12 protein-coding genes are annotated in these 16,415 nt (G+C 72.6%); 6 read left to right on the top strand and 6 right to left on the bottom strand.

Annotated elements, in window-relative coordinates; translation table 11 throughout:
• Positions 1-69 precede the first annotated feature (69 nt).
• Together ABT095_RS26920 and ABT095_RS26925 are read right to left on the bottom strand one after the other, a co-directional pair.
• A complete protein-coding gene (locus ABT095_RS26920) occupies positions 70-2,865 on the bottom strand; it encodes an FtsX-like permease family protein (RefSeq protein ID WP_350532138.1) in 2,796 nt (931 codons plus the stop codon).
• Between the two features lie 5 nt (positions 2,866-2,870).
• Positions 2,871-3,569 (bottom strand): ABC transporter ATP-binding protein, encoded by a 699-nt coding sequence (locus ABT095_RS26925; RefSeq protein ID WP_350532096.1) that lies wholly within the window; start codon positions 3,567-3,569, stop codon positions 2,871-2,873.
• Between the two features lie 65 nt (positions 3,570-3,634).
• Here ABT095_RS26925 and ABT095_RS26930 point away from each other — a divergent pair, with 65 nt between their 5' ends.
• Positions 3,635-4,237, top strand: coding sequence for a PadR family transcriptional regulator (locus tag ABT095_RS26930; RefSeq protein ID WP_350532097.1), 603 nt, complete (start codon positions 3,635-3,637; stop codon positions 4,235-4,237).
• A gap of 222 nt (positions 4,238-4,459) precedes the next feature.
• Here the strand turns inward: ABT095_RS26930 and ABT095_RS26935 are convergent, their stop codons facing one another.
• The gene (locus ABT095_RS26935; RefSeq protein ID WP_502885022.1) at positions 4,460-6,037 is read right to left on the bottom strand and encodes a peptide ABC transporter substrate-binding protein; all 1,578 of its coding nucleotides are present in this window, start codon (positions 6,035-6,037) and stop codon (positions 4,460-4,462) included.
• Positions 6,038-6,882: 845 nt separating this feature from the next.
• On the opposite strand from ABT095_RS26935, the gene ABT095_RS26940 reads away from it, so the two are divergent.
• Complete coding sequence (locus tag ABT095_RS26940; RefSeq protein ID WP_350532099.1) at positions 6,883-8,118, top strand: hypothetical protein; 1,236 nt, start codon at positions 6,883-6,885, stop codon at positions 8,116-8,118.
• The gene (locus tag ABT095_RS26945) at positions 8,115-10,355 is read left to right on the top strand and encodes a tetratricopeptide repeat protein (protein ID WP_350532100.1); all 2,241 of its coding nucleotides are present in this window, start codon (positions 8,115-8,117) and stop codon (positions 10,353-10,355) included. The genes ABT095_RS26940 and ABT095_RS26945 overlap by 4 nt, the downstream gene beginning before the upstream one ends.
• A 154-nt stretch (positions 10,356-10,509) precedes the next feature.
• Here the strand turns inward: ABT095_RS26945 and ABT095_RS26950 are convergent, their stop codons facing one another.
• Entirely contained in the window at positions 10,510-10,848 is a 339-nt protein-coding gene (locus ABT095_RS26950; RefSeq protein ID WP_350532101.1) for a DUF4232 domain-containing protein, read from the bottom strand.
• Between the two features lie 585 nt (positions 10,849-11,433).
• Between ABT095_RS26950 and ABT095_RS26955 the strand changes: the two genes are divergently transcribed.
• From ABT095_RS26955 to ABT095_RS26965, 3 genes are all read left to right on the top strand, one after another.
• Entirely contained in the window at positions 11,434-12,642 is a 1,209-nt protein-coding gene (locus ABT095_RS26955; protein WP_350532102.1) for a YncE family protein, read from the top strand.
• A gap of 54 nt (positions 12,643-12,696) precedes the next feature.
• Positions 12,697-13,845: a PucR family transcriptional regulator gene (locus ABT095_RS26960; RefSeq protein WP_350532103.1), complete on the top strand. Its 1,149-nt coding sequence runs from the start codon at positions 12,697-12,699 to the stop codon at positions 13,843-13,845.
• A 117-nt stretch (positions 13,846-13,962) separates the two neighbouring features.
• Positions 13,963-14,379, top strand: a complete 417-nt coding sequence (locus ABT095_RS26965) for a hypothetical protein (RefSeq protein WP_350532104.1) — start codon at positions 13,963-13,965, stop codon at positions 14,377-14,379.
• A gap of 56 nt (positions 14,380-14,435) precedes the next feature.
• Here ABT095_RS26965 and ABT095_RS26970 read toward each other — a convergent pair whose 3' ends face one another.
• Both ABT095_RS26970 and ABT095_RS26975 read right to left on the bottom strand, forming a co-directional pair.
• Entirely contained in the window at positions 14,436-15,335 is a 900-nt protein-coding gene (locus ABT095_RS26970) for an NAD(+)/NADH kinase (RefSeq protein WP_350532105.1), read from the bottom strand.
• Positions 15,332-16,378 carry an SPFH domain-containing protein gene (locus tag ABT095_RS26975; RefSeq protein WP_350532106.1) on the bottom strand — a complete coding sequence of 349 codons (1,047 nt, stop codon included), beginning with the start codon at positions 16,376-16,378 and terminating at the stop codon, positions 15,332-15,334. The genes ABT095_RS26970 and ABT095_RS26975 overlap by 4 nt, the downstream gene beginning before the upstream one ends.
• Positions 16,379-16,415 lie beyond the last annotated feature (37 nt).

Consider the following 16,415-nt stretch of genomic DNA (forward strand, 5'->3'; position numbering starts at 1 on the left):
CGGCAGGATTCCCCAAGGCCTCCTACGCTCGGTGCCGCGCAGAGCTCCGCGCGCCTGGTAGGTCTCGGCCTATCCGTCCGCTGCGAGCAGTCCGGCCGGAGCCAGGCGCGACAGCGCCCGGATCGGGAGGAGCAGAGCGCAGCACACCAGCGCCACGCCCGCCGCCGTTGCCAGCAGGCCTGCTCCGGTCAGGGTGAGTGCGCGCCCGGCGAGCAGTCCTGAGCCCAGGTTCGCCAGCACCGTGAGCCCCGCGCCGGCGCCCAGCGCTCCGCCGAAGGCGGAGAGGCAGACGCCCTCCGTCAGCGCCAGCCGCGTCAGCTCGCGACCGCTCCAGCCACAGGCGCGCAGCACCGCGAGATCTGCCGCACGTTCTCGCTGGGAGAGGACCAGGACGTCGACCGCGCCCGCCGCCCCGAGGAGGAGTGAGAGCGCGACGCTCGCGAAGTCCACCGCCCGGGCCCGGGCGACCACCGCGTCGCCCAGCAGGGAGCCGGCCACCTCGCCGTGGAAGGCCAGGGTGACGCCCAGCAGCACGGTGAACGCTGCCACGCCCAGTGCGAGGCCCGCCGCGCCGAGGAGGCTGCGGCCGGGCACGCGCAGCAGGTTGCGCACGGCCAGGCCGGGGACGGAGCGGACCGCGCGGGCCCGGCGCACGGCCGCGACCGGCGGGTTGACCGCGTCCAGCGGGCCGAGACGGGTGGCCCGCCAGGCCGGCGGCAGTCCCGCCAGGAGCGCGAGCAGCACGGCCGTGGGGAGCACCAGCGCCGCCTTCGCCGCCGAGGTGTGCAGGCCGAAGGCGGTGGCGAGCGCGTAGGCGAGCAGGGCTCCGGCGGCTCCCGCCGCCGTGCCGATCACCAGCAGTTCGCCCAGGACCAGTCGGAACACCTCGCCCGCGCTCCAGCCGACGCAGCGCAGCGTGCCGATCTCGGTGCGCCGGGACCGGACCGACGCCAGCGCCCCCTGGCCGAGGAACAGTGCGCAGACCACCAGCACCAGCACGAACAGCACCGCGCTCTTCGCGTCCACCGCGGAGAGGATCCGCAGCGCGACGCCTTTCGTGGTCCAGCCCTCGACCACCCGCACGCCGCCGGGCAGCACGATCGTCTGTGGCACCGGCGAGCTTCCCACCGTCACGTCCACGTCCAGCGACGGGTACGCGGTGCGGATCGCCGCGGCCACGGCGTTGACCCGGGCCTGCGAGGCCGCGTCGACGCCGGTCACCCCGGCGACGCGGATCCGGACGGCGCTGATCGGCGCGGTTGCCTGCGCGTCGGGGGTGAGGCGGCTGCCGGTGAAGGCGGAGAGGGAGGAGAGCGTGGTCAGCAGGGTCGGCGGCTGGCTGATGTAGCCGCCGAGATTGCGGTCGGGCAGCAGCGGACTGCCGCCGAGCGCGGTGCGGCTGGCCGCGTCGGCACCGGTGACGGCGGGGGACTGGTACGTCTCCAGCGGGACGTCGCTGAGCGCGGAGAAGGTCCGCAGCTCGGCGGCGTCGTAGCGGCCGACGAAGTCGAGCACGGGCGAGGGGCTCCGGTCGGGTACCACCGTGCCGCAGAGTCCCTGGACGCCGCGGCAGTCGGAGGGCGGCCGGGGGGTGACCGAGCGGAACTGGGTGCCGGTGTTCTCCTCGGGGGCCATCCAGACCCAGCCGCCGGTGGCGCTGTTGCTCCGCCAGACGTCGGTCGACTGTGCGGGGCGGGTGAGGGCGACCAAGCCCTGCGGGGTGGCGCGGTAGCCGACCGGGCCGACGGTCCAGTAGGTGCCGGAGGACGAGCCGGAGGCGGTGTCGAGGTTCTGGAACCCCGAAGCGAGGTCCGTGTGCACGCTGCCGACGGTGGTTCCCGGCAGGCCTTCGACGTAGGCGTGCGCGGCGGGGCCGTCCAGCCGGTCGGGCAGGGCCGACGGGTCTGCGTCCAGGCGCTGGACGTCGGCGGCGATGGTCCCGGCGCTCATCGCGCGAGCGCTGAGCAGCACCGGGACGGTGACCTCCGGGTGGTTGTAGCCGCCGCCGGACTTCGCCGTCGTGGTGCGCGGGGCGTCGTTCTCCTTGAGCATCCGGCCGGAGGTCACCGCCGAGTCGAGGCCGACCAGCCGGCTCTCCGCGGCCGGGTCGATCGCCGACAGCAGCACGGGGTAGGCGATCGGGAGGGAGACGGAGGCCTTGCCCTGGCCGGATTCGCAGGTGAGGTAGGTGCGGTCGTCCGGGGTGAACGCCGTCGGTCCGAGGGGGCGGAGCCCGGCCGGGTCCGCATTGGAGTACGGTCCGCCCGGCCCACCGGTGTGGTCCCAGTTGAAGTACCAGCAGACGGTGTAGTCCTTCGCGCCGGTGCGCTGTACCTGGAGTTCGGGCGTGAGGCCGCCCTGCGGCCGGGGGTCCACCGTGGTGATCGGGTCGCGCGTGAGGTAGAGGTACTGGTCGGCCATGGGATAGCTGCCCAGGCCGGTGCTCAGCACGGGCCGGATCCGGAGCAACTGGTTGCGGGCGCCGCTGTCGAGGAAGGCGGAGACGTCCAGGGTGAGGTGGCTGCTGATCTGCAGGTAGCCGATGTTGGCGACCGGCGCGGCGACGTCCACTCCGGGCAGGGACTTGATCCGCTGGTACTGCGCCATCGATATCCCGCCGAAGATGCCGGACAGGAAATTGGACTCGACCTGCCCGTGCTGCTGCTCCAGCGCCGTCGTGGCGCCGGGCGGCCGGATCAGCAGGTCATAGGCGGAGCGGACGTTGGCCTGGACCGTGCCCACGGTCTCCGCGCGGCTGGTGGTGACCGCCGAGGTGAGCAGCGTGAAGCTGGTCGCCGCGACCAGGATTCCGGCGGCCAGGGCGAGGGCGCGGCCGCGTCGGCGCAGCAGTTGGGCCAGGATCATCGCGATCACGGGCGCAGCCCTCCCAGCCGGTCCAGCACGTCGTCCGACGGGGAGAGCTCGGTGTCCGAGGTGATCCTGCCGTCCTGCAGGCGGACGATCCGGTCGCAGCCCGCCGCGACCTCGGGGTCGTGGGTGGCGACGACCAGGGTCGTGCCGTAGCGCTCGCGCAGCGAGAGCAGCAGGTCGACGATCTCGCGGCCGATGACGCTGTCGAGGTTGCCGGTGGGCTCGTCGGCCAGCAGCAGCCGGGGCCGGCCGATCAGCGCGCGGGCGATGGCCACCCGCTGCTGCTGGCCGCCGGACAGCTCGGCCGGCAGGGCGGAGGTGCGCCCCGCGAGGCCGACCGCGGTCAGCAGCTCGGTGGCCCGCTCCAGGCGGTCGAAGTCGACCCGCCGTGGCAGTAACGGGGCGAGCACGTTGTCCAGCACGGTGAGCGCCGGCAGCAGGTGGAAGCGTTGGAAGACGAAGCCGACGCGGCGCCGGTGCTCGTCCAGCTGCCGTGAGGTCAGTGCCTTGCCGTCGATCTCCACGGTGCCGGTGGTCGGCCGGTCCATGCCGCCGAGCAGGTGCAGCACGGTGGACTTGCCCGCGCCGGAGGCGCCGGTGAGCGCGACGGCGGTGCCGTCCGCGATCTCCAGGTCCACGGCGTCAAGGGCACTCAGCCCGGGATAGCCGCGCGTCACCCCGCGCAGACTCACCACCATCTTCGGTTCCCCCTCTACATTGTGACAATGTACGGGTACATTGTCACAAGCTAGGAGGTGTGTAAATGCCGTTGCACCACGCGGTGTTGGCCTTGCTCGCGGACGGGCCCAGCCACGGTTACGAGCTCAAGGGGCGGTTCGAGGAGGCCGTCGGTCCGCAGTGGGGCGGCCTGAACATCGGGCACCTGTACCAGATCCTCGAGCGTCTGGTCCGGGACGGATACGTCACTCGTTCGCAGGTGGCGCAGTCGGACCGTCCCGACAAGACGCACTACACGCTCGCCCCCTCCGGGCGCGAGGAGCTGCTGGGCTGGGCGACCAGCCCGTGGGTGCGCACCTCGGGCTTCCGCGACGAGCTCTTCCTCAAGCTCTTCGGTGCGGCTCGGCTCGGACCGCAGGCCCTGGCCAGGTTGGTCGAGGCGCAGCGGCAGACCTACCTGGCCGAGTTGGGCGGGCTCACCCGGCTGCGGCGCGAGCACGCGGCGGATCCGATGGTGGCCCTGCTGATCGATGCCGCCGTGGCACACACGAAGGCGGATCTGGAGATCGTCGACAGTGCCGAGTCCCGGCTGGCGGAGGTCGCGGCCGCCGGGGGGATGAGTCATGAGGACCGCTGTGCGGGCACGGACATCCAGGGCAGGCCGGCGGGCGAAGCAGCCACCCCGTGAGGTGACCCTGGAGTGTGGACGTGTCCCGGTGAAGCGGCCGTACGGCCGTGCCGTCGTTCGGGGGAGTCGGTGCTCGACTCCGCCACGAAGCAGTCGCACGCCCGGTGCCTGTCCGCGTACGGCCGCGAGCGGATGCGTCAGGGCGGCGGCTCGGATCCTGGCCGAGCTTGCTCCGGCATTCCAGGTCGGTTCGGGCCCGCTTCCGGGCGGCGGTTCGGCGTCCTACCGGTTGGCTGTGATGTCGGTGTAGACGGGGACGCCGAAGGCGTTGAGCGTGACGCCGGAGACCTTGGCGGAGAAGCCGGCGGTGCCGTTGCGGTACCACAGGGGGATGGCCGGCAGGTCGGGTACGAGGAGCTTCTCGGCGTTCTGGAAGTCGGCGACGGCCCTGTCCGCGTCGGGGTCGGCATTGGCCTTGTCGACCTGGGTGTCGAAGTTCGCGTTGCTGTAGTGGGAGAGGTTCGCGGAGCCCCCGACGGTGTACAGGGGCTGGAGGAAATCCTGGATGAGCGGGTAGTCCATCTGCCAGAAGGCGATGAACCCCCCGGTGGTCCGCCGGCTGAAGGCCTCGTCCAGGAACTCGGCGAAGGTGCCGACCGGGCGGCCGATGCAGGCATCGGTCGAGCCCAGGGTGTTGTTGATGCTGTTGCAGATGGCGTCGACCCAGAGTTTGTTGGGCTGGTCGGCGTTGTAGCTGATGGTCAGCCGGCCGCCGGGGATGCCACCGCCCTGCTGGATGAGCGAGCGGGCCTTGTCCGCGTCGAGGAGGCAGACCTCGCCGCACAGGCCGGCCTGGTAGCCGCCGGCGGCGCCGAGGACAGGGGAGGTGAAGTCGGTGGCGGGGGTTCGGGTGTTGTTGAAAATGGCCTTGGTGATGGTGGGCCGGTCGATGGCCATCGAGATGCCCTGGCGGACCAGCCTGGCCGCGTCGGTGTTCCACTCCGGGCGGTAGAGGGGGAAGTTGAGGGTGTCGATGATGCCGGCGGGCTGGTTGATGTAGCGGCCGCCGAGGTCGCTCGTGACGGTCTTCAGCGCGCTGGTCGGCAGGTTGTTGTCGACGTCGAGGTTGGCGGCCTGCAGGTCGGCGTAGGCGGCGACGGGGTCGGTGTAGACCATCAGGTCCACGCCGCCGTTCCTGGGCTTGTCGGTGCCGTGGTAGCCGGGGTTGGGCCGAAGCCGCATCTGCTTGGTGCGTTGCCAGCTGTCGATGATGTACGGGCCGTTGCCGATCGGCCTGTCCAGGTAGGCGGCGTGGTTGGTGAAGAAGGCTCTGGGCAGGGGGTAGTAGGCGACGTAGCCGAGGGTCTGCGGCCAGGTGGAGAACTTCTGGGTCAGCGCGACGGTGAAGGTGGTGTCGTCGACGACCTTGAGGCCGGACATCCGCTGGGCTGTGGGCGCACCGGAGGTGGGGGCGACGTCGCCGTAGCCCTGGATGTAGGAGTAGAAGCCGGCGTTGACCTGTCTGTTGGTGGCGAGCGCTCCGTAGTTCCAGGCGTCCACGTACGAGCCGGCCGTCACGGGGCTGCCGTCGCTGAACGTCCAGCCCGGTCTGAGCCTGACGGTCCAGTTCTGCTGGTCCGGGGAGGTGATCGACTCGGCCATCGCATTGCGGGCCAGGGCGGTCTTCGGGTCGTACGACACCAGGCCGGTGAAGATCATGTTGAGGGCGGCGGTGCCGTTGACCTCGTTGGTGTTCGCCGGCTCCAGCGGGTTCTGCGGGTCGGCCCACGTCGCGCGTACGATGCCGCCGCCCTTGGCCGTGCCGGTGCTGCCGGCGCAGCCGGTGGCGATCACGGCCATTGAGGCCGCGGCGATCACGGCCAAGCGCACTCGGGCGATTGCGGGCACGGGAGGTCCTCCTCGTCGGCACCATTACATCCGCCGAGCGGTGGGACGGGCGCGCGGCGCGCGGGCCGCACCGCCGGACGGGTGACGAACAGCGGCGGCTGCGGCAGGGCAGTCCGTTCTCGCACGGCCCGGCCGCCACAAGGTCTTCACCTGTCCGCGACCTCAGCCGGCGGAAACGGTCACAGTTCCGACACCGGCCTCGGAGGCGGCTTCCGGGCTCGAAACCGTCGCGAGGGGGCCGGTTGCTGCCGTTTCTCCGGCCCGGCCTCTCATGTCACATCCGTTGACACGATCGCCAATCATCAGCAAGCTGACTGCAGCTGAGATGGCGTCAGCTACTCAGTGAGTCCAACGGCGTTGTCAGCACCGGTAGTTGAGCCTGTGTCGGCGCCTGACCTGACGCCTCTGCACGTCCACTCCACCTAGATCCGACAGGGAGAGAACCATGAAGAAGATCGTCGTGCGCAAGCCCGGCTCGGTCCGTCTCACCAGCGCCGCACAGCCGCTCTACGGCTCCACCTGCGTCTGCGACTTCTGAGCGAACGCACCCGTACGTCCGATCCGTCGGCCCCGGTGAGGAACACCCGACGCCACGCCACCGCTGCGCACCACCTGCGGCGGCCCCGGCAACGGCCCACCGGCGTCTGATCGGCACCGTCCCGGTGGCCCGAGCCCGGGACCATGTCCCGGGCTGGGGCGCACCGGTTCACCGGACGGTGGACGGGCCATCCGCGCAGGGCGGCCCGTCCACCGTTCCCGGACCGAATCCCGACGGCTCCACCCGCTGAGGAGCGTACGTGCAACCCACCGCCGGCAGCAGCCTGCCCGAAACCGACCTGGACCGTCCCCGGGTGCTCCACCCGCTGGTGTTCCTCCCGGACGGGGAGGACGTGGTGGTCGGCCGGGCCGACATCGACGAGTACGTCGTGCTCCCCGCCGACGGTGCGGCACTGGTCCGCTTCCTCGCCGACGGGCTGACACCCCGGCAGGCTGCCGACCGCTACGGCGAGGAGTTCGGCGAGAGCGTCGACATCACCGACTTCCTGGCCACGCTGGAGGAGTTGGGCTTCCTCGCCGCGCCGGGCGAGGCCGTGGAGCCGCCCGCAGCCCCGGCACCGGTCCGGTGGCAGCGGCTGGGCCGAGCCCTGTTCGGTCTCCCGGCCTGGCTCTGCTACGCGGCCGTCGTCGGGGCCTGCGTGGTCGAGATGATCCGAGTCCCGGAACTCGCTCCCAGCAACCACCACCTGTTCTTCACCGGCTACTTCACCGTCATCGAACTCACCCTGTTCTTCGGCCAGTTCCCCCTGCTGCTGATCCACGAAGGCTTCCACACGCTGGCCGGCCGGCGGCTGGGCCTGCGTTCGCGGCTGGGCATCAGCCATCGGATGATGTACGTCGTCCTGGAAACCTCGATGGACGGCCTGGTCGCCGTCCCCCGACGCAAGCGCTACCTGCCGATCCTGGCGGGCATGTTGGCCGATGTCCTGGTGATCGCCCTGCTCACCCTGGCGGCCGACGCCACCCGGACGCCGAGCGGTGCCTTCCCGTTGACCGGTCGGGTCTGCCTGGCACTGGCCTACGGGACGGTACTGCGGCTGGGCTGGCAGTTCTTCCTGCACCTGCGGACCGACCTCTACGTGCTGTCCACCACCCTGCTCGGCTGCGTGGACCTGCACACGGCCGCCCGCGGCACGCTGCGCAACGCCTTCCGCCGCTGGACCCGGCGGCCCCTGGAAGACCCGGAGCTCTGGCACCCGACCGACCGCAGGGTGGCGCGCTGGTACGCCTGGCTCATGGCCGGCGGCTACGGGCTCACCGCCGTCACCTTCCTCGTCGTCGTCCTGCCGGTCGGCCTGACCTTCGTGGTCGGCGTCCTGGGGCGCTACAACGGCCACGGCTCGACCGCCGGGCTGATCGACTCCACCGTCCTCCTCGTCCTCAACGTCGCCCAGCTGACCGCCGTCGGCTGGCTGGCCCACCGAGACCGCCGGCGTGCCCGCGCAGCCGGCCCCAAGCCCGTAAGCGTCGGATGAAAGGCAGCACCGTGACCGGCACCAGCACTGCCAGCACCCCGCAGCACCTCTGGCTCCGCAGCGCCGATCCGGCCGGGCGCCGCACGGCTTCCGCGGCCCTCGAGGTGCCGGCGGTGCTGGCCGAGGTCAGCGCCCACCGCCGGCTGCGCGGCCCGTACACGGCCGCCGGGCACCTGCTGCTGGAGATCGTGCCGGACGCGCTGGTGCGCTGCCCCGACTCGGTGGCCCGGCACGACGTGGAGCTCCTGTCCGTCTCGCCCGAGCTGCGCGCGATCGTCCCCGCCAGCCGGGAGACCCTCACCTCGCTGGCCGTCCCCGCCGAGCGGACCCGGTTCTACTCGCGGCTGCGCACCCTGCGGATCGCCCACGGCCTGACGGAGTTCCTGACCGACTACCTCAAGGCGCTCGGCGACGGCCCGCGCACGCTGGTGGTCCACGACCTGCACCACGGCGACCCGACCGACCGTGAGCTGATCGCCGTCCTGCTGCGCCGGATGGACCCGGCGGTGCTCACCCTCGTGGTGACCACCGGCACCGCGCAGGTGGGCGAGCCGGACACGCCCGTCGCCGTCCCGCTGTCCGAGGCCCTCGAGGTGCACTGCCGCCGCCTGGACCACGGAGGCGAGCCGGCGCCGCTGCCCCCCGCAATCGGACGCCTGTTCGTAGAGGAGGACGGTACCTCGGACGACCCGCGCGTGCTGGCCGCCTACCGGTCGCTCCCGCCGGAGGAGCGCGCCCTGCTGCACGACACCCGGCGCCAGGTGCTGGAGCTGCGCGGCGAGCCCTCGCTCGCGCTGGGCGCGATCGCCTGGCACGCGGAGCACGGCAGCGACCCCTCTGGCGCCGGCCGCAAGGCACTTGCCCACGCGCTGAACCACTGCATGGACCTGGGCTTCTACCACGCGGTGGTGGACTACGGCCTCCGCGGCCGCGCGCTGACGGCCTTCGCCGACGACCCGGACGCCTGGTGGGTCTTCAGCACCAAGACGACCACCTCCTACGCCGCGCTTGGCGTCCCCGAGCGGGCGCTCCCGATCTACGCCGAGGCCCGGGCCGCCAGCGACAACCCGGCCTTCCACATGCAGGCCGCGTACGCCACCGCCATGCTCTACACCCGCCACCTGGACGAGGACCACCGCGACCACGTGCTGGCCCGCGGCTGGATCAACCAGGCCATCGCCTTCGCCCGGCTGCACAGCGCACCCAAGGAGCGCGCCATGCAGACCGCCTTCAACCGCAACGGGCTCGCGCTGATCGAGGTGCACGACAAGCGCCCGCTGGAGGCACTCAAGCTGCTGGACGAGTCGATGGCGCTGCTGGACGAGACCCTGGACCCGGGCGAGCAGGGACTGCACAGGTCGGTGCTGCGCTACAACCGGGCCCAGGTGTACAACTCGCTCGGCCGGTACGAGGAGGCGCTGGCCGACTACGGGTCCGTGATCGAGCTGGACCCCAACTACGCCGAGTACTGGTTCGACCGCGGCGCGATCCGCCGCAAGGCGGACCAACTCGACCTGGCGCTCGCCGACTTCGAGCAGGCCATCAGGCTGTCCCCGCCGTTCCCGGAGGCGTACTACAACCGGGCCGACGTCCGGGCCGCCCTGGGTGACCTGGCCGGCGCGGTGGCGGACTACGGCTACGTGCTGGAGCTGGAGCCGAAGTTCACCGACGCCTACCTCAACCGGGCCTCGCTGCTATGGGACTTGGGCGACCAGGCCGGAGCGTGGCGGGATGTCGAGACCGGCCTTCGGATCGAGCCCGAGAACAGTCAGCTGCTCTGTCTCAAGGGGCAGTTGTCCGCGGAGGAGGAGGATTTCGAGGCGGCCGGGCTGGCACTGTCGGCTGCTCTGGAGAGTGATCCGGCGAACGCGGAGGCGTGGGCGCTACGCGGCGGTCTGGCTCACCAGCAGGGTGAACTGGCCAAGGCGCTGGCGGACTTGGAGCAGGCCCGCACGCACTCGGCCGACCCCGGCATCGCCTTCAACCTCGCGGTGGCCCGGCACGACTCGGGGCACCTGGCGGAAGCCCTGGAGCTGCTGGACGAGGTGGTGGAGGAGACCGGCGACGAGGATGCCAGGCTGCGCCGCGCGCAGGTGCTGATCGCCCTGGGGCGCGGCGCCGACGCCCTGGCGGACCTCCAGGCCTGCGTCGAGGCCGGCCAGGACCCCGAGCGAGGCGTCGACCCTGACCTGGCCACCGAGGCCGCCGCCCTGCTCGCGACCCTGCCGGAGCGCTGACCGGGGTGACGGCCGAGCGGCCGAGCCCACGCCGCCGAGTCAAGTGATCGGCGGCGTGGGCACCTCGCCGCGTCCGGAGGAGGCAGGGCGAGGCGCGTGTCAGCCAATGCGGGGAGCGCCCCAGGCGGCCGTGCGCCGAGATCGCCGACAGACCCTAGTGCCCGATCGGCTCCTCGAGCAGGGGAGTGGTGGCGAGGCTGTCCGGCTCGTCGGCCAGGTCGGTGCCCGGCCACAGCATCGTCTGCCGTTGGGTGCCCCCGGGCGGGGTGACGTGCAACAGGTGCGCCTTGGTGCCCGGCCGGTCGGCCGGGGCGGGGTGGTACCAGATGGTGAAGGTGGCGCGCCCGCCCTTGGCGAGGGTGACGGCGGTCGGCTGGTCGGAGCCGTGCTGGACGGGGGCATGGCCCATGCTCGTGGTGAGGTCGACCTCGGCGAAGCCGAACAGGGTGCAGGTGTCACCGGTGTTGTCGATCGACACGACGACCGAGGCCAAGCCCGGCTCCGGGGGTGTGGCATGGCCGGCGGAGTCGTCGATGAGCACGCCGGAGTCCGAGCAGGTCCCGGCCCCGCCCTGGCCGTCGGGTGCACCGGTCGCGGCGGAGGTCCCGGAAGCCGCGGTTCTCCCCGCCGGCGGAGTCGAGGCGGTGCCGACGGGTGCCGCACCGCTCGGAGCGGCGGCGGTGTCGCCACCGCCCGCCGGGTGGCCGTCGTCCTGACAGGCGGTCAGCCCGAGTCCTGTGATGACCGCTACGACACCCGCCACCAAAACCCGCTGAATACGCATCCGAAGACTCCCCGAGATCCCTGGCCTGCGGCCCCCGCCGCGTTCAGCGGAAGACTCACAGAAACGGTCACGCCCGTCCACTCCTTGTGCGGCTACCGGTACGGAGCTGGAACACGGCTGCGCGTGATCGAGGCCAGGAGGTGAACGACCGGGGACCGGCGTCGGAATGCGCAAGCCCGCGCATTGTCCCTGAACGCCAGTGCCGGGCCCGGGCGTTGGCGGTCGCGGACATGGCCAGTGGCCGCCCGCCAGCCCAGACTTGACGCGACCTGGACCGAACGAGGGGAGCGCACCATGCCTGCACGCTGGATGGGAGCACGTCTGCTGAACGGCTCGGTCGCGCTGGCGACCCTGGCCGGTGCCCTGGTGGTGACCGCCACCGCGCACGCCGACACGGCCGGCCTGCGTGGCGTCGTGCTGGTCGGCAACAGCCAGTCCGGCACCGTTTCCTTCCTGGACGCCCAGACCTTCGCCGTGCTCGGCACCCTCGACGTGATACCCGACCTGCAGCAGCGGCTCGCCGACATGGATCTGATCCAGCAGGCCGGCTACGCGGCCGTCAAGCAACAGGAGGGCGGCGACCGGTTCGTGGACGACGTCGCACTGTCCCCTGACGGCCGGACCCTGTACGTGTCGCGCGGCAACCTGGACGACACCGCCGCCTTCGACCTGATATCCCATCAGGAGCTCTGGCACACCCGGTTGGCCGGCTTCCACGCCGACCACGCCGCACTGTCCCCGGACGGCACCCGCTGGGTGGTGTCCGCCACCACCGCCAACGAGGCCCAGGTGTTCGACACGGCCACCGGCGCGGTGGTCGGCAGCTTCCCGACCGGCACGTATCCGCACCAGAACGACTTCACGCCGGACGGCAAGTACATCTACAACTCCAGCATCGGCGTGATCATGTTCCCGCAGGCCCTGGAGTGGATGAAGGGCGGCTTCCAGCTGACCAAGGTGGACGCCCGGACCCTGAACGTGGTGCAGACCTGGTTGTTCCCGCACGGGATCCGGCCCAATGTGCTGGCCGCCGACGGCACCACCTTCTACGCCCAGCAGTCCTACTACAACGGCTTCATCAAGTACGACCTGAACAGCTCGAAGATCACCGACACCGTACCGATGCCGTTCAGTCCCGCCGGCCACGCCCTGAAGCCCGACAACTATCCGAAGAACTCCGCGCACCACGGCCTGGCACTCTCCGGCGACCAGAGCCGGCTGTGCGACGTCGGCACCATCGACGACTACACCGCGCTGGTCGACACGACCAGTCTCACCACGGTGGGCCGCGTCGACTACCCGGTCGGCAGTCTGCCGTACTGGGCGGTGAGCGCCGGGCCGGCCAACCGCTACTGCTTCGTCTCGCTCAGCCAGGCGGGCCAGGTCTCGGTGGTGGACTACGCGAGTGGGAAGGAGCTGGCCCGGGTACCGGTGGGAGTGTTCCCGCAGCGCGAGCGGGCCGCCCAGCTGGCCGGGGACGCGCTGACCGCGCTGTCCCGGTAGGGCCGGCGGTGCAGCCGAAAGGGTAGCGGGGCGAAAGGGTAGCGGGGCGGAGGGGTGACAGGACGATTGGGCGACGGGGCCGGCCGGTCGGCGCTACGACGGGTGGTCGAGGGGATGCGCGCCGACCCCGAGGTGTTGGCGGAGGTCGTCGTCGCCGCCCGGACGGCCTCGGAGCCGGTGGCCGCGCTGCCCGAGCGAGAGGTCCGGCGCCACATCGCCGCGCTGCTCGGGGTGGTGTCCGCCGCGTTCGTCGACGGCTCCGGACTATCGAGGGAGCATGCCGAGTTGGTGGCCCGGCTGGCCACCGACCGGGCGGCGCAAGGGGTTTCGCTGGACGCGTTGCTCGACGGCTTCCTGGCCGGGCGGACCGCCGCACTGCGGCTCATCGCGACCCGGCTGAACTTCACCGACGTACCGTCAGCTGCGCTGTTCGGGTCACTGATCGAACTCGACGCCTGTGTCGGCGAGTTGCAGAACCGACTGGTGGCCGCCTACCGGGAGGCGGCCGCCGGTCTGGCCGGCAGCCGGTCCGCGCGGCTGCTGGCCCTGCGCGCCGTGCTGGTGCACGGTGCGGTCGAGCAGCTGGCGGCGGCCGGGCTCGCCGCGGACGGCGTGTACCACTGTGCTGTCGCCGAGTCGGGCGATCCGGTGCAGGTGCGCCGGGCCGCCGCCGAACTGACCCCGCGCGGTGGCGTGTCGGGGCTGGTGGAGGGCCACCTGTGCGTGGTGGCGCCGCGCGGCTGGCTGGCGGGCGACCTGGCCGCGGACGCGCTGCTGGTGACCGCTCCGGCCGTCCCCGCCGGCCGCCTGCCCGCCGCCTACCGGCTCTGCCGGGCCGCGCTGGACGCCGGGCGGCGGCGCGGCCGCACCGGCCGGGCCGGGCTCGCCGAGCTGGCCGTGGTGGTCGCCGTGGACGCCGTGCCCGGGATGGGCGAGCTGCTGGCCGTCGAGCTGCTGGCGGCGCTGGACCCGGGGAACGCCACCCACCGCCTGCTCGCCGAGACCGCCGCCGTGCACCTCGACCACGGTGGCCGGCTCGCGTCGACCGCCCAGGCCCTCCACGTGCACCCGAACACCGTCAAGCACCGCCTGCGGCGCTTCGCCGAGGCCACCGGGCGCGATCCCGCCCGCTTCGGGTCCGGCCCCGGCCGGTTCGCCGACACCGCCTGCTGGCGCTGGGCGTTGGAGCACTGGCTCGGCTGATGCGCCGGCCGGGCTCGCCCGGGTCGGTCGGACAGCCGGCGCGTGGGAAGATCGGTTCCCCGACCGTCCGCACCGGAGCGGCGGCGAAGCCGTCCGAATCGTCATCGAGGAGCAGCTGTGACCGAGCAGCCCGGCCCGCAGCAGCGCATCGCCGACACCATCCGCCCGGCCATGCTCAACGGCCTGCAGGATGTCTCGCTGATCGGCGACCCGGGCACCGAGCGCATCAACCAATGGGTCGACTGGATCGCCGCAGTCATCGCCGGCCAGGTCGTGCACTCGATCGCAGCCGAACGCGACGCCTTCGCGGACCGGGTGGACACCCTCACCCATCTCGCCAGGCGCCACCAGGAGGGGTACAAGGAGGCGGCCCGGGACGTGCAGCGACTCGAGGCCCGGGTCGCCGAGCTGGAAGCGGAGCTGACGCAGCTGCGTGCACCCGGAGCCGTGGCCCCCGGCCCGGAAGCGGCACCCGACGCGGCACAGGCGGCGGGCCGGCCCGCCCAGTCCCTCCGGGACCTGCCGCCCGCATGACCTGCCGCACCCGCTGAGCTGCCCGGGGTCGGACTCCCGCGTACGGACGGTGCGGTTCACGCCAACAGGCGGAGGCGGGTGGTGGCGACGCCGATCCGGATGCTCTGGCCCCAGGTCAGGGTCAGGGCGTCCGTCTCGATGCCGTCGCCGAAGGCGACCAGGTGGTCGGACTCGACGGTGAGTTGCAGGGATCCGGTGCCGTCGAGCAGGCCGTGGACCCGGGTAGTGCCGGTGGTGGGGGAGGGCCAGGCCTCGCGGACGAACCAGGCCAGGGCCGGGGCGCCCGGTGCCGGCAGGGTGATCGGGCCGCCGCGCTCCAGCCAGGCGGATCGGCCCCAGCCGGTGGCGCCCGTACCGGTGCTGATCAGGACGCCCGAGGAGGCCTGCGGTTCCGGGGCCCCGCTGTCCGCCGTGAGGCGGTAGCGGGCGGTCTGGTGGCCGGGCTGGCCGACGTACACCTCGTTGAGGGCCAGCAGGCGTTGGGTGTCGTCCGCGACGGCCTCGACCATGGTGCGTTCCTCGATCCGCCGGTCCACGCCGCGTGCGACGGCGGCCGGCAGCAGGGCTGCGAGCGCGTCGGCGCGGTGCCGGACCAGGACGCCCGGGCCCCGGCCCGGGTCGGTGTCCACGCCGATCACCGGCTGGCCGTCGAGGTACTTGGCGGCGTTGGCGACCAGGCCGTCCTGGCCGACCACGACCACCACGTCCTCCGGTTCGAAGAGGAACCGGGCGAGGTCGGAGCGTTCGACCCGGGTGCGCCGCCAGTCCAGCGGGACGGCCGCTGCCGCCTGGGCGAGGGCCTCGGTCTGGCGGTGGTGGCGCTGTTCGACCTCGTCGGCCGAGCGGCCTCGGGTGGAGAGGAAGAACGCGGCCTGCGCCGCGGTGCCGTGATGGGCGATCAACTCCTCGTACTCGGTGCGGCGGTGGACCAGGACCGCCCTCGGTGCGAGGGTCACCGGTCGGCCCCGGCGGCCGGGGCGCCGAGCTTGGCGAGCAGGCCGCTGAGCAGGTCCGGGGTGAGGGTGATGCTGTCGATCCGGGGCAGGTGCTCGGCGAGCCGCATCAGGGCCAGTGCCCGGAGCACGGCGGGATCGGCCTGCTGGTGGGCGGCGAGCCAGGCGGCCTCGGCGGCGGCGCGGGCCTCGCCCAGGGCGTGGGCGGCGTCCGCCTCGGCGGTGGCGAGCAGGGTGCGGCGCTCGGCCTCGGCGGCGGCGCGCACCCGGTCGGCGGTGGCCTCGGCCTCGGTCCGGACACGGTCGGCGGCGGCCTCCTCCTCCGCCCGGAGACGGGCGTTGGCTCCCTGCTGGGCGAGCAACTGCTCTTCTCGGCGGGCGAGTTCGATGCGGTTGGTGAGCTCGTTCTCGGCGATGCCGCGCTCGTGCTCGACGGCGACGGCGCGCCGCTCGAAGGTGGCCCGGTCGGCCTCCTGCTGGACGAGTTCACGGGCGGGCGTGCGCAGCGCCCGCTCGACCTCCGGCTCGGGGCGCAGGGCGACGACCCGCACCGCGATCACCGCGACCCCGGTCTCGGCGATCCGCGCCTCGCCGGCGAGTCCGCCGGCCATCCGCTCGCGGACGGCGCTGACGCCTTCGGCGAGGGCGTCGGCGAGCGAGGTGCGGGCGAGCAGGCCGAGCGCGTGCTGCTGGGCGGTCTCGGTGAGCAGGGTGGCGAGCTGGTCGAGCGGGGCGGCGCGCCAGGCGCCGGTGTCCGGGTCGATGCCGAAGTCCACCCGGGTCGCGGCGAGGGCCGGGTCGGTGATCCGGTAGGTGAGGGTGGCCTGGACGGTCACGTCCTGGAAGTCCGAGGTGCGGGAGTGGAAGAGCATCGCGAGTTCGCGGTCGTCCACCGGCACCTCGGAGAGGGCGGCGGTGAGCGGGCGGAACCAGAAGGCCAGGCCGGTGCCCTCGTGGGCGACCTCGCCCCGGTTCAGGTGGCGGATGTGGGAGGTGGGGACTGCGCGCAGGTGGCGGAAGCCGAGGCGTGCGGTGATGTCGGCCATGGGAAGGCACCTCTTTTCGTCGTAATGACGATAATGA

This window comes from Kitasatospora sp. NPDC002227 (assembly GCF_040296285.1).
Classification (GTDB): Bacteria; Actinomycetota; Actinomycetes; order Streptomycetales; family Streptomycetaceae; genus Kitasatospora.

Coding starts and splice junctions, on each gene's coding strand:
- ABT095_RS26920 (WP_350532138.1), bottom strand. CDS start 2,865: ATGATCCTGGCCCAACTGCTGCGCCGACGCGGCCGCGCCCTCGCCCTG.
- ABT095_RS26925 (WP_350532096.1), bottom strand. CDS start 3,569: ATGGTGGTGAGTCTGCGCGGGGTGACGCGCGGCTATCCCGGGCTGAGT.
- ABT095_RS26930 (WP_350532097.1), top strand. CDS start 3,635: ATGCCGTTGCACCACGCGGTGTTGGCCTTGCTCGCGGACGGGCCCAGC.
- ABT095_RS26935 (WP_502885022.1), bottom strand. CDS start 6,037: ATGGCCGTGATCGCCACCGGCTGCGCCGGCAGCACCGGCACGGCCAAG.
- ABT095_RS26945 (WP_350532100.1), top strand. CDS start 8,115: ATGAAAGGCAGCACCGTGACCGGCACCAGCACTGCCAGCACCCCGCAG.
- ABT095_RS26955 (WP_350532102.1), top strand. CDS start 11,434: ATGCCTGCACGCTGGATGGGAGCACGTCTGCTGAACGGCTCGGTCGCG.
- ABT095_RS26975 (WP_350532106.1), bottom strand. CDS start 16,378: ATGGCCGACATCACCGCACGCCTCGGCTTCCGCCACCTGCGCGCAGTC.